The following is a 24,383-nucleotide window of genomic DNA, read 5'->3' as shown; positions in this document are numbered from 1 at the left end:
ATAACGCGGTGGACGGCTAAAGTCCGGCTGGTGAGGGAACTGGCCGAACACGCCCCGACCGGCGACGAACGCGTCGTACCGCGCCGCAGCAACGCCCCGAAACACTGCGGCTGGTGCGGCCGCCGCCTGCCGGAATCCGGCAACGTCGGACGGCGCCGCCGGTACTGCGGTCAGTCCTGCCGCCAACGCGCGTACGAGCGTCGCACGGCCCTCCAGCGAAGCGGCCTGCCCGAAGACGCGGTCGTGCTGTCGGACACGGAAATCGCCACCCTGCAGGACCGCCTGTTCCAGCTCCGCTGCGCAGCGGAAGACATCGTGACGGCCACCGAGGACGGCGCCAACGCAGCCGAGCTGCGGCAGCTGGCAGAGGAGGTAGCCAGCGCGGCCCGGGATCTGGAACAGCTGCGCTGAACGCCCACTGGGGACCGTCGGGGACTGGTTACCGACGAGTCGCCAACGGCTACCGCCGCCGCCCAACCTCAACCGTCGTGAAGCAACGGCAACCGTCGTGAAGCAACGGCAACCGTCGTCAAGCAACGGCAACCGTCGTCAAGCAACGGCAGCCGTCGTCAAGCGACCGCTATCGCAGCCAACAGCGGGCCGTCGCTGCGAGCAGCGTTGCGTGCCCAACGCAACCTTGGCTTCCGCCGGCCAGCTGGAACCTGTCGCTCAGTGATCGACGCCCAGCGCTCATCGTCTGTCGTCGGCCCGACAGTTGAGCGCGCGGTTCAGCAACCGAGGCCGCCGCTCAGCGACGGCAACTCAGGTCAGCGAACCGGCTCACCGCCCAGCAGAAGCCGCTCGGCCCAGCGAGTGGACCAGCCGCCCGGCCCCAGCCAAGCGGTTCACCGAAGCGGACCAGGCCAACGTCAGACACTGGTCGACGAGTGGCAGAACCCCGCGTCAACTGCCGTCTCCTGGCGGCCGACAACGGCGTCGGCAACCGCTTGACCTTGTCGGTCGTCTGCGAGCGCCGTCATCGGTCGACGGCAGTCAGCGGCCGCCGCGGTTAGGTCTGGTGCGTGCGGAGACCGTGTGTCGAATGCCTTGGTCTCTTCCCAGGCCTTCCCATCTCAGGGGTGTTCCCGCTCGGGCTAGGTCTGCGCTTGTTCGGCGGCCCTAGCGAGATTGTCCAGTGATGCCTCCAACCGGTGCGTTGTCGTGGTGCGGGCTCGGGTGATCCGCATGGTGTCGTCGGGGTTGAGGTGGGTCCAGTCGTACGTGTGCGTCACCCGGGTGCGTGCCTCGGTGAGTGGCTCCAGTTCCCAGCCCCACAGGTGTCCCGGCTGGGGCTCGCCGGGTTCGGAGGGGCGCCAGGCCACCAAGCGACCTTCCTCGAACTCCACGACGTGGTTCTCCCGGACCGTGCCGACCGTGAGTTCTGTGGTGAACACATCGCCTACTGCTCGGATGCGCTGGCCGGGCGCGGCTTCGGCCAGGTTGTCGTTGCCGTCCCAGGTCGGCTGGAGGGACGGGTCGGCGATCAGTGCGAAGATCCGCTCGGCGGAAGCGGCGATCTCACGGCTGGCGCGAACCACGCGCGGGGTCTCGTCGGTCACCCAGTCATGCAATCACATTCGCCTCCCGTTCCTCGCGCTCGCGGGCCAGTCCGTTGAGGGCGCGGTAAGTGCGGTTGCTCGCGGCGGCGGCGCGCTGTTCGCGGCCGGTTGCCTCGATGTAGTTCTGGCTCGTGGCGAGGCTGGCGTGACCGAGCAGCGTCATGATCTCCGACGCCGTCGCGCCGTCCTCGGCCAGCCGGGTGGCGAACGTGTGGCGGAGCGCGTGCAGGTTCGCGCCGGTCGGGACCCGGTCGTGCAAGCCCGCCCACCGGTAGCACGACTTCACCAGGTACTCCAGCGCGCCACGGCCGATCGGCTCGCCGCCGCGGTCCCGGAGCAGCGGTTCGCTCGCCGGGAACCGCTGCCGGGGGAACCGCCGCCGACACGACGTCACGTACTCTTCGATCAGCCGCGCCATGGCCGGTTGCACCGGGATCGACCGGTCCCGGCTGCCCTTGCCGTGGACGTGCAACCGCAGTTCACCGTCGCGTCCCACCACCGAACGTGGCGTGAGCGCCCGCATTTCCGCCGCTCGCAGACCCGCCACGAGACCCAGCGCCAGTACCAGCACGTCCCGCTCCGGCCACGGATCCCTTGCGCGGCGGGCTCCTTCGGCAGCGGCGGCCAGCAGCTGTTCGGGAGTTTCCTCGCCTCGCAAGGGTTTCGGGGTGAGCGGGGGAGTCTTGGGTCGCGCGACCGCACCCATCGGATTGCCCGGCAACAACCCGTCCGACACACAGAACGTGAGGAACTGGTTCCACGTCGACCACGCCCGCAGCACCGAACTCTTGGCGTGACTGTCGGCGAACGCACCGAATGCCGAGCGCAGGACCGGCGCGGTCAGGTCCGCGACGTCCACGTCGTCGCGACCCAGTTCGGTGAGCAGGAGAGCGGTGATCCCCGCGAGATCGCGGCGATAGGCGGCGGTGGTGTGCGGCGAGTCCTTGCGCGGCCGCCGTGCCGCGAAGAACGCTTGCTGTGCCTCGGAAACGAGCATGGACAAGGTTTATCGCACCACACCGACAATTCCTGCGCCCCGGACGCCGGTCCGATTTCATGCATAATGGCGATTATGCATGAAACATTGCTCCGGACGTGTTCCAGCAGGGGCTGAGTCCCTTGGGGGACAACACCTTTCGGCCCCAACGACTACCGCAGGACGATCGTGTTTCCGGTCGCTCAAGTCGATGGGGTACGCGCAGGCGTTCATCTGTTCGAGTGGATCTCTGCGGGACTGGGCGCCAGGCGGACCCGTTGGGCCGGAAGTTGGTGCTATGGCGGTTGTTCTGCCTCATGTCCATCATCCCGTCAGCCGTGGTCAATTCGTCACCGTGACGAATTGACCACGGCTGACGGGACATCATGCTCGGGGATTCCGGGCCCGAACCTTGCGGGCACAGCGATGACCCGGCCAGGGTGGCCCAGGCGTCGGGTCATCCACCGATTGCAGCAGCCGCACCGTCAAGGCGGCGAGAACTGAACCAGCGCGACCGCACACAGACCCGAAATCCCGTAGAAAACCCCTCCTCGGCTCACGGATCAGCAGGTCGCCAAAACGCCGATAATTTACATTATGTCAAGTTATCGCTCCAGTGCCCTGAACGTCGAGTCCCCCGCCAGGCTGGGTTCGAGGACGTTGACGGAAGTTGTGAACGGGTGGTTCACTTCTTCCGTGCCCTACCGCAGGACCCCCAAGGTGCAGGAACGTCTCGACGCGTTGCGGGACGCGATCGTCGACGCCACGGTGCAGCAGCTGGCCGAGCACGGGTACGCCGGTTGTTCCGTGGCGGCGGTCGCCGAGCGGGCCGGGGTTGCCGTGGGGACCGTGTACCGCCACTTCCCCACCAAAGCTGACCTGGTCGTACGGGTTTTCCGGCAGGTGGTGTCGCGCGAGGTCGAGGCCGTGCGGTCAGCTGCGGCCGGGCCGGAGGATCCGCTGCAGCGCGTCGTGGCGGTGTTCGAGACGTTTGCCGCGCGCGCGTTGAAGGCGCCGCGGCTTGCGTATGCGCTGCTGGCTGAGCCGGTGGACGCGGTCATCGACGCGGAGCGGCTCGAGTTCCGGCGGGTGTTCCGGGACGTCGTGGCCGAGCATGTCGCGGACGGCGTGCGCATGGGAGTGTTGCCTGCGCAGGACGCGGCAGTGAGCGCGGCCGCGCTGGTCGGGGCGGCCGCCGAGGTGCTGATCGGTCCCCTGACGAGCGGTGGGTCGGTCGAGGTCGTCGAGTTGAGCACGTTTGTCGTGCGGTCGCTGGGAGGTTCGGATGCCCGTCACGCATGAGGTCACCAATCAGGTTCCGCCGCTGGTGTACGACGTCGCGGAGGATCCGGCGCTGCTGGACGCGGTCGCGCGGGCGGACGCGTCGTGGGTGACCGGTGAGCTGCACGACCTGGGCAGGCTGGCCGGGAGCGAGCAGGCGCAGGACTGGGGACGGCTGGTGAACGAGAACGAGCCAGTGCTGCGGACGCACGACCGGTACGGGCACCGGATCGACGAGGTCGAGTTCCATCCGCATTGGCACGATCTGATGAATGTTGCCGTGTCGCACGGGCTTCAGGCCGCGCCGTGGCGAGACGAGCGGCCCGGCGCGCATGCGGCGCGGGCGGCGAAGATGTACGTCTGGGGTCAGGTGGAGGCCGGGCACACCTGCCCGATTTCGATGACGTACGCGGCGGTTCCGGCGTTGCGGGCGAATCCGGAGCTGGCCGCGCAGTACGAGCCGCTGCTGGCGTCGACGGTGTACGACTTCGGCTTGCGTGAGCCGAGCACGAAGCGCGGGTTGATCGCGGGCATGTCGATGACCGAGAAGCAGGGCGGTTCGGACGTCCGGGCCAACACCACCACCGCGCGACCCGCAGGCGACGGCACGTATCGGCTGGTCGGGCACAAGTGGTTCACCAGTGCGCCGATGTCGGACCTGTTCCTCACGCTCGCGCAGGCGCCCGGTGGGCTGTCCTGCTTCCTGCTCCCCCGCGTGCTGCCGGACGGTACGCGCAACCCGATCCGGTTGCAGCGGTTGAAGGACAAGCTGGGCAACCGGTCGAATGCGTCGTCGGAGATCGAGTACGAGGACGCGGTGGGCTGGCTCGTCGGTGACGAGGGCCGTGGGGTGCGCACGATCATCGAGATGGTCAACAACACCCGGCTGGACTGTGCGCTCGGCAGCGCTTCGGGGATGCGGCTCGGCGCGGTCCGCGCGGTGCATCACGCGACGCACCGGCACGCGTTCGGGAAGACGCTCGTGGACCAGCCGTTGATGGCGAACGTGCTGGCGGACCTGGTGGTCGAGGCGGAGGCGGCGACCACGGTGTCGATGCGGCTCGCGGCTGCGGGCGACCGGCGGGACGACGAGCAGGAGCAGGCGTTCCGGCGGCTGGGCCTGGCGGTCTCGAAGTACTGGGTCTGCAAGCGAGCGCCGATGCACGCGGCGGAGGCGCTGGAGTGCTTTGGGGGCAACGGTTACGTCGAGGAGTCGGGGATGCCGCGGCTCTACCGGGAGGCTCCCCTGATGTCGATCTGGGAGGGTTCGGGCAACGTCGCGGCGCTGGATGCGTTACGGGCGATGGCGCGGCAGCCGGAGTCGGTGGCGGCGTTCTTCTCCGAGGTCGAGCTCGCTGCTGGTGGTGACTCGCGGCTGGATGACGCGGTGGACCGGCTGAAGAAGGATCTGTCCGATGTGGACGATCTGGAGTTCCGGGCGCGGCGGGTCGTGGAGTCGATGGCGTTGGTGCTGCAGGGATCGCTGCTCGTGCGGCACGGTCCGCAGTCGGTGGCCGACGCGTTCTGCAGCACGCGGTTCGGCGGCGACGGGGGCCTGGCTTTCGGTACTTTGCCCGCCGGAATGGACACTTCTGCGATCATCGGCCGCGCGCGCGGCTAGTCCGGGTACGGTCCGGGTTCGCGCGGGCTAATGTCCTTGCCCATGACCGAACCCGCTTACGTGTCCGCCACGCGGACTGCTTACGACACCGTTGCCGAGTCCTACGCCGAGATGTTGAAGGACGCGCTCCGGGACAGCACGTGGGACCGGGCGATTCTGGGTGCGTTCGCCGAGCTGACCGGCGATGGGCCGGTGGGTGATCTTGGCTGCGGTCCGGGTCGGCTCACCGGGTACGTGGCGTCGCTGGGGCTGGACGTGTTCGGGGTGGACCTCTCCCCCGCGATGATCGAGGTCGCCCGGCGGACGCATCCTGGCCTGCGGTTCGACGTCGGCACGCTCGCCGCGCTCGATCTCGCCGACGGGTCGCTGGCCGGTGCGCTCGCCTGGTACTCGCTGATCCACACCCCGCCGGAGCAACTTCCGGTGCTGGTGAAGGAACTCGCGCGGGTGCTGCGTCCGGGTGGCCGCTTGTTGACGGCGTTCCAGGTGGGCAACGAGCGTAAGCACATCGAGCACGCGTACGGCCACGACGTTTCGGCGGACGCCTACCGGCTCGACCCGGATTTCGTGGCGGGCCTGCTCGCCGACGCGGGATTCGTGGTGGAAGCCCGGATGGTGCGGGAGGGGCAGCCGCCGCTCGAGTCGACGCCGCAGGCGTATGTGATGGCGCGCAAGGAGGACTGAAGGTCTCTGCCCACTTCAACCTATAGCGCACCCCGGGGCTTGCGGCAAGCCCCGGGTGATGCCGCAGAATCTCCCGCCGGAGCTCGATCGAGGGGGATGCATGGTGGATGTGGTCATTGCCGGAGCCGGGCCGGCGGGGATGATGCTGGCCGCGGAGCTGCGGCTGCACGACGCGCGGGTGGTCGTGCTGGAGAAGGAGGAGGTACCGCCGAAGTTCGTGCGTGCCCTGGGGATGCACGCGCGGACCATGGAGGTGCTCGACCAGCGTGGGTTGCTGGACCGGTTCCTCGCGGTGGGCAAGACTTACCCGGTCGGGGGCTATTTCGCGGCGATCCCGAAGCCCGCGCCGGAGCGGCTCGACACGTCGCATCCGTACGTGCTCGGGCTTCCGCAACCGATCACCGACCGGCTGCTGGCCGAGCACGCTGCCGAGCTGGGCGCTGAGATCCGGCGCGGCTGCGAGGTCGTCGGGCTTCAGCAGGACGACAACGGGGTGACTGTCTCGTTGGCCGACGGCACCACGCTGCGTTCGCGGTACCTCGTCGGTTGTGACGGCGGGCGGAGCACGGTGCGGAAAGCCCTCGGTATCGCGTTCCCCGGTGAGCCTGCGCGCAACGAGATGTTACTCGGTGAGATGGAGATGACTGCGGATCCGGCGGAGATCACCGCTGCGGTCATCGAAATCCGTAAGACGGAGCTGATGTTCGGCATCGGACCGCTCGGAGACGGGCTGTACCGCATGGTCGTTCCGGCCGACGGAGTCGCGGCCGACCGGTCGAAGCCGACTCTGGACGAGGTCAAGCGGCAGTTGCGTACCTACGCCGGTTCGGACTTCGGCGCGCACTCCCCTCGCTGGCTTTCGCGGTTCGGCGACGCCACTCGGCAGGCCGAGCACTATCGGGCCGGGCGGGTGCTGCTGGCCGGGGACGCGGCGCACGTCCATCCGCCGCTGGGTGGGCAGGGGCTGAACGTCGGGGTCCAGGATGCGTTCAACCTGGGCTGGAAGCTTGCCGCCGAGGTGCGCGGCTGGGCGCCGGAGGGGCTGTTGGACAGCTATGAGGCCGAACGTCATCCGGTTGCGGCTGCGGTGCTGGACAATGTCCGGGCGCAAGGTGTGCTGATGTCGTCCACTCCCGATGGTCGCGCTGTGCGGCGGCTGGTGGCGGAGCTGATGGACTTCCCGGAGGTCAACCGATATCTGCTGGAGAAGCTGCTCGCGCTGGACATCCGGTACGACTTCGAGGAGGGACATCCGCTGCTCGGCCGGCGGCTGCCGGACGTCACGCTCAAGCGGGGGCGGCTGTATGAGCTGATGCATGAAGGACGTGGGTTGCTGCTGGACCAGACCGGGTGGCTGTCGGTGGCGGGGTGGGCGGACCGGGTCGACCACGTTGTCGACGTGAGTGAGGAGCTTGACGTGCCCGCGGTGCTGGTGCGGCCGGACGGGCACGTCGCCTGGGCCGGGGACGATCAGCAGGATCTGGTGGCGCATCTGCTGCGCTGGTTCGGTTCGTAGGTCGCGGCCCCGCTCTATGGTTGGCCGATGACTCGTTTGCGTGATCGGCGAATCTTGGTGACGGGCGCGGCTTCCGGGATCGGCCGGGCGACGGTACAGCGGCTCGCAGCGGAGGGGGCGCGGGTCGTCGCGACCGACGTCTCCCCTGTCGAACTCGATGACCCCGGGGTCGAGACCGCGGTGCTGGATGTGGCCGACGAGGAGTCGGTCGTGGCCGGGGTGTCCGCGGCGGTGGCGCGGCTGGGTGGGCTGGATGTCTTGGTCAACGCAGCCGGGATCCTCGAAGCGGCGCACACGCATGAGACGTCGCTGGAACTGTGGAACCGCGTGCTGGCGGTGAACCTGACCGGCACGTTTCTCGTGACGCGGGAAGCGTTGCCGGCGCTGATCGAGTCGGGCCGCGGGGTGGTGGTGAACTTCAGCTCGACGTCGGCGTCGTTCGCCCACCCGTACATGGCGGCCTACGCGGCGAGCAAGGGCGGGATTGCCGCGCTGACGCATTCGCTGGCGTTGGAGTACAGCAAGCGGGGCGTGCGGGTGGTGAGCGTGGCGCCGGGCAGTGTGAAGAGCGGAATCACGGACAATGCGGACAGCTGGATACCGGAAGGGGTGGATTTTTCGTTGTTCGGCAAGCTGCTTCCGATCCTGCCGACGGACTTGACCACTCCGGTGGGCAACCCGGTCGGCCGTCCGGAAGCGGTGGCGGGTGTGGTGGCGATGCTCGCCTCGGACGACGGGGAGTTCATCACCGGAACGGAAATCCGGGTCGACGGCGGTACCCACGCGTGAGTCGCTGGGGTCCGTTCGAGGTGACGGCAGAGTCCGGCCCCGGCGCGTTCCGGTCCGTCTGGACGGGGTTCTGCACCGGCTCGGTGCCCGGTCCGGGCGGGTGTCGGGCCTCCACGAGTGGCCGCCGCTCCCCCGGCCCTGCGCCGGTCGGGGGCCGGGCACGCAACCCGACTCGCGGCCCCCGCGTCGGGTGTGGGCTGGCTTCGAATTTTCGGCTCACAGCAGGGAACGGTGGCTCGACAGCCGGGATCGACCGCCCGGACCCACGGCCGGTTCGGATGGCGAAACCGCCCGCCCCGGCCGTCGCTCCGGCGGTCGGGGCGGGCGGGTGCCCACAGTCGGCGGGCTCCGGTCGACCCACCGGTCGGCTTCGGCGGTCGGCGGGTCGAGCCGCCGGTCGGCTTCGGCAGGCAGCGGTCGGCCTCGGCGGGCGGCTTCAGGAGGCGCCGGTCGGCTTCGGCGGACGGCTTCGGGATGCGCCGGTCGACCTCGGTCGGTTTCGGCGGGGCGGGTCAACGGCGGGCGCGTCGAACGCGGCCCGACCAAGGCATTTCGCCCAAGTGGCCAGGACCTTCCTCCGCGTACATCGGCACCCTCGGGCCGCGCTCCCTCCGGTCCGCGTGTTGGCTCCCGGCCCGCATGGGCACGGCGTCAAGCGCTGGCGCCACTCCGCGACGGACTCGCAATCCCGCACGGGACACCAGCCCACCCCGGACGCGCCCGCCCGTCACCGATCCCTGCTCACGGCCCCGGAGCACTGGGGCGAGCCAGCTCAACGGACCCGAGGAGTGAACTCCGCAAGATCAGGCAGCTCAGGCACCTCCCGTGAGTAAGCGTCGGCGGCCGGAACTCCCGTGGTGACCCGCATTGCGGTGCGGCGGCCCAGTTCGTCGAGGATTTCCTGTTCGGTGCGGCCTCGGGCGAGGAGCAGCAGGAACGGGTCGGCGTCGAGGAGCCATGCGACCTGGAACGACAATGCGGCGGCGTGGCGGCACGGGAGTTCCCAGCCGGGGCAGTCGCAGTCGGGGTCGAGGTCGCCGATGCCGGGCAGCAGTGGGACGACGTCGGCCAGTTCGGGTGGCAGATGCCGGTCCAGGAGTGCGGCGAGGTGTCCGGCGTGGTCGGCGGCGCGGTCGAGCAGGAGGTCCCAGTCTGCGGTGGACAGTTCGGCCAGGTGTACGGCGGTGCGGTACGGGCCGTCGTCGGCGTCCTCGGTGGTGGCGGTGATCCGGCCGGGGCTGACCGTGATCGGGCCGACGAGGCCGGCTGCGGCGTAGCGGCGTCCTTTCTTCAGTTGCCGCAGGTCGAGTGCGGTGTCTGCCATGGCCTGCAGCCACGCGCGGCCCCACCAGGTGCCGGCGAACGGGCCGCGGCCGGGGCGGGACGGGAACGCGGGGAATCCGCGCACGCGGTCGGTCATCGCGGCCTCCGGAGGGTGACGAGCTCGGCCAGTTCGTCGTCGCTGAGCTCGGTGAGTGCGGCTTCGCCGGAGGTGAGGACGGAGTCGGCGAGGGCTCGTTTTTCGCGCAGCATCACGGCGATCCGGTCCTCGACCGTGCCTTCCGCGACCAGCCGGTGGACCTGCACCGGACGCGTCTGCCCGATCCGGTACGCGCGGTCGGTGGCCTGGTCCTCGACGGCCGGGTTCCACCACCGGTCGTAGTGCACGACGTGGTCGGCACGGGTGAGCGTGAGGCCGGTTCCCGCTGCCTTGAGCGACAGCAGGAACACGGGTACTTCGCCGTTCTGGAAGCGGCGGACCTGCTCCTCGCGCCGGGCGACCGGCGTGCCGCCGTGCAGCATCTGCGACCTGATGCCGCGCGCGGTGAGGTGGCGTTCGAGCAGCCGAGCCATCACCACGTACTGGGTGAAGACGAGCACGGCGCCGTCCTCGGCGAGGATCGTGTCGAGCAGCTCGTCGAGGAGGTCGAGCTTGCCGGACCGTCCGGTGAGCGGGCTGTCGGCGCCCTCGCCGAGGTAGTGCGCGGGGTGGTTGCAGATCTGCTTGAGCGCGGTGAGGAGTTTGACGACGCGGCCGCGGCGCGCCATGCCGTCGCTCGTGGCGATGTCGGCCATCAGCTCGCGCACTGTGGCCTCGTAGAGCGACGCTTGTTCGGTGGTGAGCGACACCGGCCGGTCGGTCTCGGTCTTGGCCGGCAGTTCGGGCGCGATGCCCGGGTCGGATTTGCGACGCCGCAACAGGAACGGCCGCAGCAGGCGGGACAGCTGCTCCGCGATCGCCGGATCGCCGCCTGCCTCGACCGGCTTTCCCCAGCGTTGCCGGAACTCCGCGACCGGACCGAGCAGCCCCGGCGTGGTCCAGTCGAGGATGGCCCACAGCTCGGTGAGCGTGTTCTCCACCGGGGTGCCGGTGAGGGCGACCCGCGCCCCGGAAGGCACCAGCCGCAACGCTTTCGCCGTGTCGGATCGGTGGTTCTTGACGTGCTGCGCCTCGTCGGCGACCAGCAAGTCCCACGTGATCCCGGCCAGCGGCGCCGGGTCGGTGCGCAGCGTGCCGTACGTGGTGAGCACGAAGCCGCCGCCGAGGTCGTCGAGCGAGCGCGAGGCGCCGTGGAACCGGCGTACCGGGATGCCGGGCGCGAACCGCCGGATCTCGGTTTCCCACGTACCCAGGAGCGTTGCCGGGCACACGACCAGTGTCGGACCCGCCGCGCGATGCAAGTGCAGTGCGATGAGCGTGATCGTTTTGCCCAGCCCCATGTCGTCGGCGAGGCAGCCGCCGAGACCGAGCCCGGTGACGGTGTCGAGCCACTGCAGGCCGCGTAGCTGGTAGTCCCGCAGGCTCGCGGCCAGCCCGGCAGGTTGCGGAACCGGGACGGGATCGGCCGACAGCCGCGCGCGCAGGTCTTCCAGCCACCCGTCGGTGCGGACCTCCACCTGATCGCCGTCGACCTCGGCGCGGCCGGTGAGCGCGACGCCGAGCGCCTCGATCGCGGTGAGCGGTTTCAGCGTGCGATCCCTGGCGCGATCTGCGGTCTTCCGGTCCAGCAGCACCCACCGGTCGCGCAGCCGGACGACCGGACGCTGCGCCTCGGCGAGCGCGTCGAGTTCCGCGACGCTCAGCTCACTGTCGCCGAGCGCGAGCTGCCAATCGAACTGCAGCACCTGGTCGCCGCCGAAGAACGCCCGCGCGTCGGACGGCGCGTCGCCGGGCCGGACGACCGCGCGCGCCGAGAGACCGGTGAGCTCCGCGGGCCAGTGCACGGCAAGATCGGTCGCATCGAGCGCACCGACCAGCAGCTCCGCGATTTCCCGGTCACCAAGCGGAACCGACGACGGAACGGCGGCCGACAGCAAGGGCGCGAGCGCCGGCCAGACGTCCGCGCCGTGCCGCAACGCCAGCAGAACCTCGTGCCGTGCCTCCTGATCGTCCGTGCTCCACAACTCTTCCGCATCGACGAGCGGCTCGGCACCACCGTGTACCTGGACCACCGCGCGGAACCGCCCGCCGGCCAGATCGTCGGACTCGATGCGCAACGAGACCCGCAGGTGCGGCCGCACCCCAGTGACGTCGCCGAGGAACCGCATCAGCAACGGGTACGGCTCGGGCAGCCGCGCCGGATCACCGGGGATCGGCACGGCGTGCGCATGCGGTGGCATCGCGTCGGCCAGCCGCCGCAGCCACTCCTCCTCGGCCGGGTCGAGCGGACCGGCCCACCCGGCGTCGGCGAGCCGTTGCCCGGATTCCGCGGCCAGTGCCCAGAACCGGCCCGACGGGCTCGCCAGCGCTCGGAGCACCGGTACCGCCTCCGCGGTCGGCAACCGCAACGCGGGCACCGTTCGCAGCCCGTCGGGCAGCACGACCTCAACCGTGCCGCGTACCCCGGGCCCTTCCGGTTCCGCACCGTCCGGTCTCCAGAACACGACCCGGCCCGGCTCCACCACTACTGCGTTGTTCAGCGCTCCGCCCTCCCCTGGCAGCTCCGTCCGGGATAGTGTACCTGAAAACTCTGTACCATGTACGAGGAGCGAAAATGGGCACAGACGAGCCCGAAGATCCACGCCGGACCATCGAACTGCTGTGGGGCGTGCCCGGTCCGGCGCGGCGCGGGCCGAAACCGCGGCTCACCGTCGCCCACGTCGTCGCGACGGCGGTCCGGCTGGCCGACCTCAACGGCCTCGCCGCGGTCACCATGCGCCGGGTCGCCGACGACCTTGGTGTGGCCACGATGTCGCTCTACACCTACGTTCCCGGGCGCGACGAGCTACTGGAACTGATGGTCGACCACGCCAACGGCGAGCTCCCCGGCGAGCTGCCGGAGGGCTGGCGGGCCGGGCTGGCCGCGGTCGCGCAGGACCTGTGGTGGCTCTACCACCGGCATCCGTGGCTCCTGGAAATCCCCCGCGGCCGTCCGACGCTGGGTCCGCATTCCTTCGCCAAATACGAACGCGAACTGGCCGCGATGGACGAGCTGAACCTCGGAGACGTCGAGCTCGACGCGATCGTCAGCCTGGTCAACGGCTTGGTCGAGGGTGCCGCGCGAGGTTCGCTCGATTCCGCCCGCATAGCCCGCCGCAGCGGGCTGTCCGACGTCGACTGGTGGGATCGCTCTTACCCGGTGCTGGCCGAAATCCCCGCCGCCGACCCCGTGCACTTCCCGCGCGCGAGCCGCGTCGGGACCACTGCCGGGCAGGCCTACGGCGGGTCGTCGGACCCCGAACACCACTTCCGGTTCGGGCTCGCACGCATCCTCGATGGCATAGAGCAACTTGCCGGTCGCTGAAAGTGTCGGTGGTCCCGGTTACGGTGCTGAGGTCGGTTTCGGTCGTACCCGTTCGTCGGGTGGGTACGAAGAGGAGGGAGCGCAGGGTGACCGGGCAGAACGACGCGGTGGACGCCGCAGTCGCGCAGGCGTTCCGTGATGAGTGGGGCGCGGTCGTGGCCACCCTCATCCGGGTCACCGGCGACTGGGATCTCGCGGAGGAATGCGCTCAGGACGCGTTCGCGCTCGCGGTGCGCACCTGGTCGCGGGACGGCATTCCCGCTCGCCCGGGTGCCTGGCTCACTACCGCCGCCCGTAACCGCGCAGTCGACCGGATTCGGCGCGAAGCCACGGGAGCGGGCAAGCTCAAGGAGGCCGCGCGCATGACCCCGAACCCACCCGACCCTGACGAAAGCGGAGTGCACGACGACCGGCTCCGGCTGATCTTCACCTGCTGTCACCCTGCGCTCGCGGTGGAGGCGCAGGTTGCGCTCGCATTGCGCACGCTGCTCGGCCTCAGCACCGCAGAGATCGCCCGCGCGTTCCTCGTGTCGGAATCGACGATGTCGCAACGCCTCGTCCGGGTGAAACGCAAGATCCGTGCCGCGGGTATCCCGTACCGAGTACCGCCTGCGCACCTGCTGCCCGAGCGCACCGCCGCTGTGCTCGGGGTGCTGTATCTGCTGTTCAACGAGGGGTACTCGGCCAGCGAGGGCGACGACCTTCAGCGGCCCGACCTGGCGAGCGAGGCCATCCGGCTGGCCCGGGTGCTGGTCACGCTGATGCCGGACGAGCCCGAGGCCGTGGGGCTCCTTTCGCTGCTGCTTCTGCAACACGCTCGCCGCGGCACGCGCAGCGGTCCCGATGGCGAGCTGGTGCCGCTCGAAGAACAGGATCGCGGTCGCTGGGACACCGCCGCGATCACCGAAGGCACCACGCTGCTCGAAAATGTGTTGCGACGTCGCAGTCCAGGGCCGTACCAGGTGCAGGCCGCCATCGCCGCGTGTCATGCCACCGCGGTGCGCGCCGAGGACACCGACTGGGCACAGATCGCCGGTTTGTACGCCCAGCTGCTGCGGTTCCGGCCGGGACCGGTGGTGGAGCTGAACCGGGCGGTGGCCGTCGGAATGGCTTTCGGGCCCGAAGCCGGGCTCGAGCTGGCCGACCGAGTGGCCGGGGAGCTGGTGGGGTACCACCTCCTGCCCGCGACCCGTGCCGACTTCCTCCGCCGCCTCGGCCGCAGCACAGAAGCGCAGGTCGCGTACACCGAGGCGCTCGAACTCGCCCGCACCGGAGCCGAGCGGAGCTACCTGCGGCGACGGCTCGCGGAAATTTCTCCGCACGGGGTGTCTGTTCCGGCGCCACCCGTTCGTCGAGTGGACGAACCGGCTCGAATCCCGGAAGGACAGTCATGATCACCAAGACACTGCGCGTACCCGGTGCGGAGATCCACTACGACGTGGCAGGCGCCGGGCCGCTGCTCCTGCTCGTCCCCGGCGGGCCTGCGGACGCCACCGCCTTCACCGCACTGCGGCCACTGCTCGCCGGCCGCCACACGGTGGTCACCTTCGATCCGCGCGGCATTTCCCGGAGCCCGATCACCGGCGACCCCGGCCCCGATCTCGTCGGCCAGCACGCCGAGGACGTGCAGCGGCTGCTCACCGAGCTCGGCGGTGGACCGGTGTCGGTGTTCGCGAACAGCGGCGGTGCAATCACCATGCTGGAGCACACGATCCGGTACCCGGGCGTGGTGCGCACGCTGGTCGCGCACGAGCCGCCGGTGAGCCGTTACCTGGGCGAACTGCTCGGTGACTACCCGGACATCCCGGCAATCCACCGCGAGCAGGGCGTCGATGCGGCGCTGGCGGCATTCCTCGGGGCGTCCGGGTTCGAGCCCCCGCCCGCGGAACCCGCCGCCGCGGAACCGACTCCCGCGGAAATCGAGCAGGGCAAGCGGATGCGCAGCAACTTCGAGCTGTTCTTCAGCCGGCTCATGCCCGACATCGGAGCGTGGGAACCCGATCTCGGCGCGCTCACCGCGTCGGCCACGCGGATCGTCGTCGCGGTCGGGACTGCGGCCGGAACTCCGGCACACACTGCTGGGGTCGGGCTGGCCCACGCGCTCGGCGGCGAGCCTGTCCAGTTTCCCGGCGACCACGGCGGGTTCTCCGGCGAACCGGGGCCGTTTGCCGCCCGGCTCACCGAAATCCTCGACCAAGATGTACAAGATGCCCAAGACCAGGAGAAGTGATGCGTTACCTGCTGATGATCGCCGGTCCCGAACCCACCGAGGAGCAGAAGACCGCGGGCTGCGAAGGGTGGTCCGAGGACCTGCTGGAACGCGGCGTCCTGATCGGCGGAGGCGGCCTGCACCCGCCCTCCACGGCCACCACCGTGCGCGTCCGCGACGGCGACGTCCTCCTCAGCGACGGGCCGTTCGCCGAGACGAAGGACCAGATCGGCGGCTACGTCGTGCTCGAATGCGCCGATCTCGACGAAGCTGTGGAACACGCTTCCCGGCACCCCGCCGCCACGTACGGCACCATCGAGGTCCGGCCGCTGCTCGGCTGAAACCCCTTCTCCCGAAAGGAAAGTCATGCCATCCATTGTGGACAGAGCCGAGCAACCGTACGTCGGCTACCGCGCCACGATCCGGTTCGACACGATGCCCGAAGTGGCCCACCGGATCGCCGCCATCATCGGTGAGCTCGCCGGCCGCGGCATCCAGCCCGCGGACGCGCCGTTCCTGCGCTACCTGGTGCTCGCGCCGGGCATGGCGACGATCACCGTCGAGGCAGGCGTACCGGTCGCCGCCCCGGCACGCCTGGGCGGCGACTACTTCGACGACGTCGTACCCGGCGGCAAGTACGCCATCGCCACCCACCGCGGCACCCCCGACGGGCTGTTCGCGGCCACCGCGGACCTCCTCGCGTGGGGCGAAAAGGAAGGAGTGCGCTGGGATCGCACCACGAAGTCCGACGGAGAACACTGGACCGCGCGGCTGGAGGTGTACCGCACCGACCCAAGAGAGGAACCCGACGCGAGGAACTGGGACACCGACCTGTGCTTCCGGCTGGCCGACTGACGCTCGCTCCGGCTTTGCCAGCGCGACGGTGCGGCAGTGCGTCCGGGGTGGCAGTGCGTCCGGGGTGGCAGTGCGGTTTGGCTGGCGGGCTGGGCTGGCGGGCTGGGCTGGCGAGCGGTGGCGGGGAACGCGGGTGATGGCCCGGGTTGGTTGCCTGTCACCACGATGGGGCTCGGTCGCGCTTGAAGGCGGTCGGAGGAGCGCCCGGAGGAGGCGCCCGTTGGCGACCCGGCTACGGCGCGGGCGACCGCGTGCTCCTGGGTGTGCTCCTAGGTACGGCTTCGGGCCCGGGTTCGGCCGCCGGTTGTTGCGGTGTCCGGCCTTCGTCGCACGCAGTTTTGAACGCCGGTTGCTGCATCGTTCAACGGCGGTCGCACCCGGTTGGTCGCCGCTGTGGCGGCGTTCGACCTTCGTCGGACCCGGTGGTTGCTGCTGCGGCGTTCGACCCCGGTTTGGTCGCCCGCGACGGCGGCGTTCGACCCCGGTAGACCCGGTCGCGCCTGGTCGACCCCGGTTGACCCGGTTGACCCGGTCGCGCCTGGTTGACCGCCCGCTGCTGCAGGATTCGACCACGGTCGCCCGATCGCTCGCTGCTGCAGTGTCCGACCTCGGTCGAGTCCAGGGTTGGCCCGCAACTGCAGCGCCTGCCTTGGTCGCACCCGGGTCGCCAGCCCTACCGAGGGCGCGTGCCCAGGGCGGCCGTTGGTCACTCCACCGTCCCGCGCCCACCGCCGAGGTTGCGCCGGTCAGGCAGCCCTGGTCAGCAGTGCCCCCACCAGGCAGCCGAAACCGGCGGTGCACAGCACCGTCCGGGCGGTGTTCCAGCGCACCCACCGCTTCTCGAACCTCGTGCGCAGCGTGGTGAAGTCGGCGGTGTCCTGGTCGAGGGCGTTGTTCATCGGCACGTTGATCGCTCCCGTCACCACCAGCATTGCCACCAGCAGCACGGCACCCGCGACCAGCCACGGCAACCCGCCCGCGCCGTCCGTGACCAGATGCAGCACGACGGCGGCGACGGCAAGTAACGGTGCGCCCAGGAAGGAGAGCATGAACCGGCCGTTCAGGATCGCGATATTGATGCCGCGCATTGCGGTCACGAACGTGCGGTCGTCGGCGCGGGCCAGGCCCGGCATCACCGACACCGTGTACGCGTAGAACAACCCCGCGATCAAGCCCGCCGCGAGCACCGCCGCCACCAGGACCACGTCCGAAAAGATTCCCATCGCCCCTGCCCTCCACCCGATCCCGAATCCGATCCGGCATCCCATCCGAAGGAAACCCAGTCAACCCGCTCAACCCGAGACGATCCATCGCTTATCCACTCGAAACCATGCGTGACCGTCTCACCTGGAGGTAACCCGTGAACTCCCCAGTCCGCATCTCCGACGACGTGCAGCTCGGCGTCGAGCATTTCGGCGACCCCGCTGCTCCCCTCGTGCTGCTCGCCGGCGGCACCACCATGCTCTCGTGGCCGGACGCACTCTGTGAAGAACTCGCCCGCGGCGGACGGCACGTCGTGCGCTACGACCTCCGCGACGCCGGAACCTCGACCACAATCGACCCGAGCGCCCCGGGCTACACGCTCCGCGATCTGGCCGCCGACGCCGCCGCGCTCGCCCGCGAACTCGACGCCCGGCCCGCGCACCTGGCCGGCATCGGCGTCGGCGGGATGGTCGCGCAGGTCGCCGCCCTCGATCATCCCACCGCATTTTCCCGGCTCACCCTCGTGGCGACGCGGCCCGTCGCGCCTGGCCGGGTCGACGCGGACCTGCCCGACCATGACCCGTCCGCGATGAAGAAACTCTTCGCCCTGCCGATGCCGCGGTGGTCGGACCGCGCCGCCGTTGCCGATCGTGCCGCGGCCGGTGCGGAAATCCTCGGGAATGACCCGGACGCCGCCCGCTCCATCGCCGCGCGCATCTTCGATCGCACTCCCGGCACCACCGCCGACGTCCAGATGGCCAACCAGCTCGGCATGGTCTTCGCCAAGCTCGACTGCACGCCGCGCTGGCGGGAACGGCTGCCCGAGCTCGCGATCCCGACCCTCGTCGTGCACGGACGGCACGACGTGTTCTTCCCCGTCGGCAACGGCGAAGCGCTTGCCCGCGAAATCCCCGATGCACGCCTGCTCGTCCTCGAGGGAGCCGCAAGCGCGATTCCCGACGCCGCCGCCGGCGAAGTCGCCGCAGCGATGCTCGCACCGTGACCGTTTTTCCTTGCCACAGCGCTACTCTCGGGCGGTGGACCCGCTCACCGCGTTGCTCGAAGGCCCCCGCGCGCACGGCGCGTTCCTGCTGCGTTCCGTCCTGCAGCCGCCGTGGTCACTGCGCATCGAGGACGAGGCACCGCTCACCGTGGTCGCCGTCGTCCGCGGTGACGCGTGGCTCGTCCCCGACAGCGGTACCGCGACGCGGCTCGACACCGGCGACGTCGCCGTCGTCCGCGGACCCGAGCCGTACCTGGTCGCCGACGATCCGGCCACACCGCCGCAGGCGATCATCCGCCCCGGCCAAGCGTGCGTCACCCCGGACGGCGGGCACCTCACCGACCTGACCGACCTCGGCGTCCGGACCTGGGGCGCCGCCACCGACGGCCCGACCGTGCTGCTCACCGGTACGTACCCGGCGGTCGGCGAGGTGTCCCGCCGCCTGCTCGCCGCGGTCCCGGCAGTGGTCACCTTCCGCGCCGAACCCGAGCCGAGCCCGCTCGTCGGCCTGCTGGCCGCGGAAATCGAACGCGACGTCCCCGGACAGGAAGCCATCCTCGACCGCCTGCTGGACCTCCTGCTGGTCACCGTCCTGCGCGAATGGCTCGACCGCCCCGCCGCGCCCGCCTGGTACCGCGCCCACGGCGACCCGGTGGCCGGGCACGCACTCCGGCTCCTGCAGGACCAGCCGGACCACCCGTGGACCGTCGCCGGCCTCGCCACCGCGACCGGCGTGTCCCGCGCCGCACTGGCCCGCCGGTTCACCGAAGCCGTCGGCGAACCCCCGATGACCTACCTGGCGACCTGGCGCCTCGCCCTCGCCGCCGACCTCCTGCGCCAGCACCCCGACGCGACCCTCGGCGCGATCGCCCGCCAAGTCGGCTACCGCAGCCCGTTCGCGCTCAGCGCCGCCTTCAAACGCGAGTACGGCCGGAGCCCGCAGCACTACCGCCTCCGCGAACCAGCCTGACCACGGCCGCGGGTGTCGGCTTTCCCCGCTCGCGACAGTGGCACGGAGCGGTGAGCAGATCGGCCGCCGTCCTCCGGCCCGGCGGCATCGGCCGGGCGGGTAAGGCTCGCGACGAGAATCGCGCGATCGCCGACGCCCCCGGTCCGGCGCTACCACCCGGCAAGCACACCGGCCGCGATCCGCGCGGAAGACGCCCGGACTTGCACACCACAGAGCCGACCCGACGGCCAGCAGAACCAACGGGAGGAACCCGAGTCCTTCGACCCGCATCACGCAAGAGATCGGGCGGAACCGCCGCCGGATGGAGATCGGGGAGCTACGGCAGCCGAAACTCGGCGCAATACTGCCCTGCCCGCTACCTCATGGACCACGAACCAGGGCGCGTCGATCATCACCGGCGGTCGTCGCCAACCACCGCCTCCCCGGCAAACGACGCGAACAGATCCCGCACCGCTTCCGCGGCCCCGTCGGACAGGAACAGCTCCAGATTCTCCGCCGACATCCGTGCCGAAGCCGCCGCCCGCTCGAGCATCACCTCCTCGAACTCCCGCACCTCCCCACCCCTGGCCAGCACCAACGCCAGCTCCGCCCCATCCCGCATCGCCAGGTTCGCGCCCTGGCCCGCGAACGGCGACATCAGATGCGCGGCGTCCCCGATCAACGTCACCCCCGGCTGGTGGTCCCAGCGGATCCCGACCGGCAGCGCGGCCAGCCGCATCGGCGTCACCGGTCCGGACGTGGCATCCAGCAGCGCCACGAACTCCGGCGCCCACCCGGCGAAGAGCTCCTTCAACGCGACCCGGGCGCGATCCGGTGCGCCGAACGGGATCCCCGACGTTTCCACCCAATCCTCCGCACCGCGCAGCGCCAGGTGCACCCGGATCGTCCCGTCGCCGTTGCGCTGCGCCGAAAGCACCCGCTGCTGCCCGAGCGCCGAGAAACTGCCGCGCCCCACCAGCGCCGACGCCGCCGGATGCGCGCGGTCCGCGTCGTGGATCACCAGCTCGACCGAGTTCACGCCGGTAGGTACGGGTTCCGCCGGCGTCAGCAGTGGCCGGACCCGCGATCGGGCCCCGTCGGCGCCGACCAGGAAATCGCAGTCCAGCGTCTCGCCGCCGTCGAGGTGGACGCGGTACCGGCCGTCGGCCGACCGCTCCGCGCGCGTTACCGCGTGTCCCCAGTGGACAGTCCCGGCCGCCAGCGCGTCGAGCAGCAGCTTGCGCAATGCGGGCCGGTCGGCCTCCGGGCGGCTCCATCGCGCGTCCCCGGTGTCCGGCGTGATTTCCCGTCGCAGCAACGTTCCCGAGGCGTCGTAGAGGACCATGTCCTGCCCCTCCGGGCGGGCGATCGCCCGGTACCCGGCCGCCAGCCCCGCCTCCTGCAACGCCCACTGACCCTCGTCCACCGTCAGGTCCAGCGTTCCACCCTGCACGCGCGCACCAGGTCCCGCGTCGCGTTCACACACCACCGCCTCGACGCCGTGGACCTGCAGCACCCGCGCACACGTGAGACCGCCCAGACCTCCGCCCGCAATGACAATGCGCGTCATGACCTCCCCCTTCGATACACTGTATTAGATAGATACACTGTATCGCAGCGGCGACGGTACTGTCCTCCGAAAAAGGAGCGTGCATGGACCTGGTGTGGGAGCGGCCGGAACCGCCGGAGCGGGCGGCACCCGTGCCGCTCAGCCGTGCCCACATCGTCGAAACCGCCTGTGCGCTCGCCGATTCCGGCGGGCTGGAAGCGGTGTCCCTGCGCAAAGTCGCGGCCGCGCTCGGGGCCGGTCCGATGCGGCTTTACGGCTACCTCGGCACCAAGGAGGAACTGCTCGACCTGATGGTCGACGCCGTCTACGCCGAGATTCCCCTTCCCGATCCCGCCACGGGCTGGCGACCCGCTTTGCGCGCGCTCGCCCATGCCTGCCGTGCCGCGGCCCAGCGGCACGAATGGTTCGCCGACCTGCTCGGCGGCCGTCCCAGCCTCGGGCCGCACGCGCTCGCGTACCTCGAGGCGTCCCTCGCCGCGGCCGCCGACCTGGCCGAGCTCAACGACGCCATGATCGCGGTCTTCACCGTGCACGCCTACGTCGCGGGCGCCGTGCGCAGCGAGATCGTCGAACGCCGCCTCGCCCGCGAAACCGGCCTCGACGAGGAAGCCTGGCAACGCGCGTCCGGGCCCTACCTGGAGCGGATGTTCGCCACCGGCCACTACCCCGCGCTCGCCCGGTCCGTCCGCGATGCCGACCACCTCGACCCGGACACCATCTTCGACGCCGGTCTCGACCGGATCTTCACCGGGCTCGCCACCGTTACCGCTTAAGCGGCAAGATGGCCGTATGACGACCACCGGGCTCGGCCCGACCACCCGCGTCATGCACGCGATGGAACAGCTCTGGGCCGAGGTCCGCCGTCGCCACCCGGACGTTCCCGAAGCCATCCTCGTGCTGGCGTCCGGGACGATGGGCACCACCACCGAGATCCACGGGCACTTCGCCCGGTCGCGCTGGCACGTCGGCGACGGCGTCGACGCGCGGGCCGAGTTCTTCCTCGGCGCGGAAGGCCTGCGGCGCAGCCCGGCCGAGATCCTGTCCACCACCCTGCACGAAGCCGCGCACGGGCTCGCCGTCACCCGCGACATCGTGGACGTCAGCGACGGCCGCTACCACAACAAACGCTTCGCCGCCCTCGCCGCCGAGATCGGGTTGCGCGCCGACCAGGCCGACCGGATCGGCTGGTCCGCCACCACCGCGCTCCCCGCGACGATCACGTCGTACCAGGACGAACTCACCCGCCTGGAAACCGCGCTGACCGTCTGGCGGCACACCGAACAGGAGGTCGCCAGACGCGCCACCGGCTCGACCGCACTGCCCGACCCGGAAGGCGAGCAAGAAGAGCCGCTGCCACCCGTGTTCATCGCGCCGGTCGACGGCCGTGGCGCACACCGCGGCGGCCCGAACTACGTCGCGGCGATCTGCCGCTGCGAACCACCCCGGCGGATCCGCGCCGCCCGCTCCAGCCTCGAACTCGGCCCCATCACCTGCACGTTGTGCTCGGAACCGTTCATCGAGGCGTGACCAGCCATCCCCGGTGCAGCGCCGGAGCCAGCTCGTGCGCGGCCGAATCGCGGATCGCGTTCTCGTCGTGGAGGTACCCCTCGGTGGTCGACAACGCCGCGTGCCCGAGATCGCGCTGTACCTGACGCGACGGGACCCCGCGCTCGATCGCGTGTGTCGCGTACGAATGGCGTGCGGAATGCGGATGGATGTTGCCGCACAACGGTTCCAGGTGCGTTGCGACGAACCGCGCGTCGGCGGTCTCCAGCACTTCCCGGAGCCGCGCGGTCTTCGGCGGGCTGCAGAACGTGCTACAGAGGCGGCGCAGCAACGCTGTCACGTGCGAGACGTGCACTCGGGCACCCGTGCTGGTGACGAAAAGCGGCTCCGCCTTAGCGTTGACCTGCCCGCGCAGAGCCGGAACCGGTGGCGTGACCCGGTGCTCGAGGTAGGCGTCGAGCGCGTCCGACACCGGCGCGGCCAGCGCGACTTCCCGGTCTTTCGCGCCCTTTCCGTGTACCCGCAGCACCCCGACCCCGCCCGCGGACGGCCGCCGGTAGTCCCCCAGATCCACGCCGACGAGTTCCTCCGCCCGCACGCCTGTGCCGATCAGGATCTCGGCCATCGCCCGGTCACGGCGGCCATTGCGGCTGTGCTCGACCAACAGCCAGGCCGCGAGCAACAGCGCCCGGCACGCCTCGAACGACCAGCGCGCCGTCTGCGACGGAACCCCGGACGGACGGTTGAGATGCTGGGCCCGCCGGTCCACGAGCGCGGCCGGATTGTGCCCCGCCAAGCCTTCCCGCAGCAGGTACTTGCGGTAGAACGCCGACACCGCCGACAACATCCGGCCGCGCGTCGCGTCGCGGTACCCGGCTTGCGCCAGCTCGTCCAGCCACTGCTCGACGTGCTGGACCCGGATGTCCGCGAACGACGTGAACCCGTTGCGCAGGCACCACGGCAGCCACGCCAGCCCGCCCGGATCGGCCCGCCGCGCCCGGCCCCGGCGGCGTCCCGGGTCAGGCGGTTCGTACCCGGGTACCCAGTCGAGCGGAATGCCGAGGTCGGTCGCGTACGCGAGGCGGGTGTTGAGGGACGCGTAGACCCGCAGGAACTCCGCAAACCGTTCCCGGGCACCTTTTTCTCCGACCAGCGCCAGGGTCACTCCGGACTGCCCGGGTACTGCGCGGTGATGCCGGCGAGGACCAGGTCGATCCCGGCGAGGAACTGCTCGCGGTCGTCGTGCTCACGCATCTGGCCCGCCATCGCCCGGGTCGTCTCGTACCCGACGGGATCCAGCTTCTCCCACGCTTCGGCGGTGGCGGCGAGGAATTCGGCCCGGTTCGCGTCCGGCTCGGTCACCTGGCTGTTCGCCGCGTTCTGCGCGGCCGCGCCCAGCACGTAGTGCATCAGCACGGACGTCGCCGTGAACCAGTGCCGCTCGGGCACTCCGAGGGCGCGGACCCGGCGGCCGAGGCTTTCGAGGATCCGCGGCGTCACCGGTCCGCCCGGGTTGCCGGACTGCTGGAGCAGCAACTGCGTGGCAAGCCACGGATGCGCGTCGATCGCGGCGAACAGTCCCAGCGCGACCGCGTGCGTCTGCTCCCGCGGCGACCCCTTCGGCTCCGCCAGCGCGTCCGCCACCACTGCCTCGGTCGCGGCGACCAGCAGCTCACCCTTGTTCGCGACGTACCAGTAGATCGCCCCGGGCCCGGTGGCGAGACGTTCGGTGAGCACCCGGAACGTCAGGCCGCGCTCGCCCACCGCGTCCAGCAGTTCCACCGCCGCTTCGACGATCCGCTCCCGGGAAAGCGCCTTGGTGCGCCGTTGCTCCCGGCGCGTTCGCGTTGTCATGTGCCCATCTTGACATATCTGGAGCGCCGTTCCACGATGGAACGGCGTACCAGAACTCTCGAA

The 24,383-nt window shown here is 70.5% G+C and carries 23 protein-coding genes; 15 read left to right on the top strand and 8 right to left on the bottom strand.

Going from position 1 to position 24,383, the window contains the following annotated elements:
* Positions 1-30 precede the first annotated feature (30 nt).
* Positions 31-411, top strand: a complete 381-nt coding sequence (locus OO71_RS02795; protein ID WP_051790945.1) for a hypothetical protein — start codon at positions 31-33, stop codon at positions 409-411.
* 683 nt (positions 412-1,094) lie between these two features.
* Here the strand turns inward: OO71_RS02795 and OO71_RS02790 are convergent.
* The gene (locus OO71_RS02790; protein ID WP_033287979.1) at positions 1,095-1,559 is read right to left on the bottom strand and encodes an SRPBCC family protein; all 465 of its coding nucleotides are present in this window, start codon (positions 1,557-1,559) and stop codon (positions 1,095-1,097) included.
* Between the two features lie 4 nt (positions 1,560-1,563).
* A complete protein-coding gene (locus tag OO71_RS02785; protein WP_033287978.1) occupies positions 1,564-2,556 on the bottom strand; it encodes a tyrosine-type recombinase/integrase in 993 nt (330 codons plus the stop codon).
* Between the two features lie 675 nt (positions 2,557-3,231).
* Between OO71_RS02785 and OO71_RS02780 the strand changes: the two genes are divergently transcribed.
* The 5 genes from OO71_RS02780 (at position 3,232) to OO71_RS02760 (ending at position 8,426) form a co-directional block, all read left to right on the top strand.
* Positions 3,232-3,837, top strand: a complete 606-nt coding sequence (locus OO71_RS02780; protein ID WP_033288061.1) for a TetR/AcrR family transcriptional regulator — start codon at positions 3,232-3,234, stop codon at positions 3,835-3,837.
* The gene (locus tag OO71_RS02775; RefSeq protein WP_033287977.1) at positions 3,821-5,437 is read left to right on the top strand and encodes an acyl-CoA dehydrogenase family protein; all 1,617 of its coding nucleotides are present in this window, start codon (positions 3,821-3,823) and stop codon (positions 5,435-5,437) included. The genes OO71_RS02780 and OO71_RS02775 overlap by 17 nt, the downstream gene beginning before the upstream one ends.
* 42 nt (positions 5,438-5,479) lie before the next feature.
* Positions 5,480-6,121, top strand: a complete 642-nt coding sequence (locus OO71_RS02770; protein ID WP_033287976.1) for a class I SAM-dependent DNA methyltransferase — start codon at positions 5,480-5,482, stop codon at positions 6,119-6,121.
* Between the two features lie 100 nt (positions 6,122-6,221).
* On the top strand, positions 6,222-7,637 hold the full coding sequence (rox, locus tag OO71_RS02765) for a rifampin monooxygenase (RefSeq protein ID WP_033287975.1): 1,416 nt from the start codon (positions 6,222-6,224) through the stop codon (positions 7,635-7,637).
* Between the two features lie 27 nt (positions 7,638-7,664).
* Entirely contained in the window at positions 7,665-8,426 is a 762-nt protein-coding gene (locus tag OO71_RS02760; RefSeq protein ID WP_033287974.1) for an SDR family NAD(P)-dependent oxidoreductase, read from the top strand.
* 772 nt (positions 8,427-9,198) lie between these two features.
* Here the strand turns inward: OO71_RS02760 and OO71_RS02755 are convergent.
* Complete coding sequence (locus OO71_RS02755) at positions 9,199-9,846, bottom strand: SWIM zinc finger family protein (protein ID WP_033287973.1); 648 nt, start codon at positions 9,844-9,846, stop codon at positions 9,199-9,201.
* The gene (locus OO71_RS02750; protein ID WP_245633547.1) at positions 9,843-12,311 is read right to left on the bottom strand and encodes a DEAD/DEAH box helicase; all 2,469 of its coding nucleotides are present in this window, start codon (positions 12,309-12,311) and stop codon (positions 9,843-9,845) included. Before OO71_RS02750 ends, OO71_RS02755 begins: the two co-directional genes overlap by 4 nt.
* Before the next feature lie 110 nt (positions 12,312-12,421).
* Here OO71_RS02750 and OO71_RS02745 point away from each other — a divergent pair, with 110 nt between their 5' ends.
* The 5 genes from OO71_RS02745 (at position 12,422) to OO71_RS02725 (ending at position 16,235) form a co-directional block, all read left to right on the top strand.
* The gene (locus OO71_RS02745; RefSeq protein WP_033287972.1) at positions 12,422-13,171 is read left to right on the top strand and encodes a TetR/AcrR family transcriptional regulator; all 750 of its coding nucleotides are present in this window, start codon (positions 12,422-12,424) and stop codon (positions 13,169-13,171) included.
* A gap of 86 nt (positions 13,172-13,257) precedes the next feature.
* On the top strand, positions 13,258-14,565 hold the full coding sequence (locus OO71_RS02740) for an RNA polymerase sigma factor (RefSeq protein ID WP_051790944.1): 1,308 nt from the start codon (positions 13,258-13,260) through the stop codon (positions 14,563-14,565).
* The gene (locus OO71_RS02735; RefSeq protein ID WP_033287971.1) at positions 14,562-15,401 is read left to right on the top strand and encodes an alpha/beta fold hydrolase; all 840 of its coding nucleotides are present in this window, start codon (positions 14,562-14,564) and stop codon (positions 15,399-15,401) included. Before OO71_RS02740 ends, OO71_RS02735 begins: the two co-directional genes overlap by 4 nt.
* Positions 15,401-15,721, top strand: a complete 321-nt coding sequence (locus OO71_RS02730; RefSeq protein WP_033287970.1) for a YciI family protein — start codon at positions 15,401-15,403, stop codon at positions 15,719-15,721. The genes OO71_RS02735 and OO71_RS02730 overlap by 1 nt, the downstream gene beginning before the upstream one ends.
* A gap of 25 nt (positions 15,722-15,746) precedes the next feature.
* On the top strand, positions 15,747-16,235 hold the full coding sequence (locus OO71_RS02725; RefSeq protein WP_033287969.1) for a GyrI-like domain-containing protein: 489 nt from the start codon (positions 15,747-15,749) through the stop codon (positions 16,233-16,235).
* Positions 16,236-16,981: 746 nt separating this feature from the next.
* Here the strand turns inward: OO71_RS02725 and OO71_RS02720 are convergent.
* Positions 16,982-17,458 (bottom strand): anthrone oxygenase family protein, encoded by a 477-nt coding sequence (locus OO71_RS02720; RefSeq protein WP_033287968.1) that lies wholly within the window; start codon positions 17,456-17,458, stop codon positions 16,982-16,984.
* 137 nt (positions 17,459-17,595) lie between these two features.
* Between OO71_RS02720 and OO71_RS02715 the strand changes: the two genes are divergently transcribed.
* Positions 17,596-18,441 carry an alpha/beta fold hydrolase gene (locus OO71_RS02715; protein ID WP_033287967.1) on the top strand — a complete coding sequence of 282 codons (846 nt, stop codon included), beginning with the start codon at positions 17,596-17,598 and terminating at the stop codon, positions 18,439-18,441.
* A 34-nt stretch (positions 18,442-18,475) separates the two neighbouring features.
* Entirely contained in the window at positions 18,476-19,411 is a 936-nt protein-coding gene (locus OO71_RS02710) for an AraC family transcriptional regulator (RefSeq protein WP_033287966.1), read from the top strand.
* A 391-nt stretch (positions 19,412-19,802) separates the two neighbouring features.
* On the opposite strand, the gene OO71_RS02705 is transcribed toward OO71_RS02710, so the two are convergent.
* A complete protein-coding gene (locus OO71_RS02705) occupies positions 19,803-20,960 on the bottom strand; it encodes an FAD-dependent oxidoreductase (RefSeq protein ID WP_033287965.1) in 1,158 nt (385 codons plus the stop codon).
* Between the two features lie 83 nt (positions 20,961-21,043).
* Between OO71_RS02705 and OO71_RS02700 the strand changes: the two genes are divergently transcribed.
* Both OO71_RS02700 and OO71_RS02695 read left to right on the top strand, forming a co-directional pair.
* Entirely contained in the window at positions 21,044-21,733 is a 690-nt protein-coding gene (locus tag OO71_RS02700; protein WP_033287964.1) for a TetR/AcrR family transcriptional regulator, read from the top strand.
* Between the two features lie 16 nt (positions 21,734-21,749).
* Positions 21,750-22,487 carry a hypothetical protein gene (locus OO71_RS02695; RefSeq protein ID WP_033287963.1) on the top strand — a complete coding sequence of 246 codons (738 nt, stop codon included), beginning with the start codon at positions 21,750-21,752 and terminating at the stop codon, positions 22,485-22,487.
* Here OO71_RS02695 and OO71_RS02690 read toward each other — a convergent pair.
* Entirely contained in the window at positions 22,474-23,631 is a 1,158-nt protein-coding gene (locus OO71_RS02690; RefSeq protein WP_033287962.1) for a tyrosine-type recombinase/integrase, read from the bottom strand. The two genes, OO71_RS02695 and OO71_RS02690, sit on opposite strands and share 14 nt — an antisense overlap.
* Positions 23,628-24,320, bottom strand: a complete 693-nt coding sequence (locus tag OO71_RS02685; RefSeq protein ID WP_033287961.1) for a TetR/AcrR family transcriptional regulator — start codon at positions 24,318-24,320, stop codon at positions 23,628-23,630. The genes OO71_RS02690 and OO71_RS02685 overlap by 4 nt, the downstream gene beginning before the upstream one ends.
* Positions 24,321-24,383: the final 63 nt, after the last annotated feature.

Origin of the sequence: Amycolatopsis jejuensis (assembly GCF_000717335.1) — a bacterium.
GTDB lineage: Bacteria > Actinomycetota > Actinomycetes > Mycobacteriales > Pseudonocardiaceae > Amycolatopsis > Amycolatopsis jejuensis.
Note: the sequence above shows the minus strand (reverse complement) of the source record. Positions and strands in the feature narration are given on the sequence as shown.

What these genes read in the sequence shown, in the direction of transcription:
- OO71_RS02785 (WP_033287978.1), bottom strand. Translation starts at nt 2,556, where the DNA reads ATGCTCGTTTCCGAGGCACAGCAAGCGTTCTTCGCGGCACGGCGGCCG.
- OO71_RS02775 (WP_033287977.1), top strand. Translation starts at nt 3,821, where the DNA reads ATGCCCGTCACGCATGAGGTCACCAATCAGGTTCCGCCGCTGGTGTAC.
- OO71_RS02770 (WP_033287976.1), top strand. Translation starts at nt 5,480, where the DNA reads ATGACCGAACCCGCTTACGTGTCCGCCACGCGGACTGCTTACGACACC.
- rox (WP_033287975.1), top strand. Translation starts at nt 6,222, where the DNA reads ATGGTGGATGTGGTCATTGCCGGAGCCGGGCCGGCGGGGATGATGCTG.
- OO71_RS02760 (WP_033287974.1), top strand. Translation starts at nt 7,665, where the DNA reads ATGACTCGTTTGCGTGATCGGCGAATCTTGGTGACGGGCGCGGCTTCC.
- OO71_RS02755 (WP_033287973.1), bottom strand. Translation starts at nt 9,846, where the DNA reads ATGACCGACCGCGTGCGCGGATTCCCCGCGTTCCCGTCCCGCCCCGGC.
- OO71_RS02745 (WP_033287972.1), top strand. Translation starts at nt 12,422, where the DNA reads ATGGGCACAGACGAGCCCGAAGATCCACGCCGGACCATCGAACTGCTG.
- OO71_RS02735 (WP_033287971.1), top strand. Translation starts at nt 14,562, where the DNA reads ATGATCACCAAGACACTGCGCGTACCCGGTGCGGAGATCCACTACGAC.
- OO71_RS02730 (WP_033287970.1), top strand. Translation starts at nt 15,401, where the DNA reads ATGCGTTACCTGCTGATGATCGCCGGTCCCGAACCCACCGAGGAGCAG.
- OO71_RS02725 (WP_033287969.1), top strand. Translation starts at nt 15,747, where the DNA reads ATGCCATCCATTGTGGACAGAGCCGAGCAACCGTACGTCGGCTACCGC.
- OO71_RS02720 (WP_033287968.1), bottom strand. Translation starts at nt 17,458, where the DNA reads ATGGGAATCTTTTCGGACGTGGTCCTGGTGGCGGCGGTGCTCGCGGCG.
- OO71_RS02705 (WP_033287965.1), bottom strand. Translation starts at nt 20,960, where the DNA reads ATGACGCGCATTGTCATTGCGGGCGGAGGTCTGGGCGGTCTCACGTGT.
- OO71_RS02700 (WP_033287964.1), top strand. Translation starts at nt 21,044, where the DNA reads ATGGACCTGGTGTGGGAGCGGCCGGAACCGCCGGAGCGGGCGGCACCC.
- OO71_RS02695 (WP_033287963.1), top strand. Translation starts at nt 21,750, where the DNA reads ATGACGACCACCGGGCTCGGCCCGACCACCCGCGTCATGCACGCGATG.
- OO71_RS02685 (WP_033287961.1), bottom strand. Translation starts at nt 24,320, where the DNA reads ATGACAACGCGAACGCGCCGGGAGCAACGGCGCACCAAGGCGCTTTCC.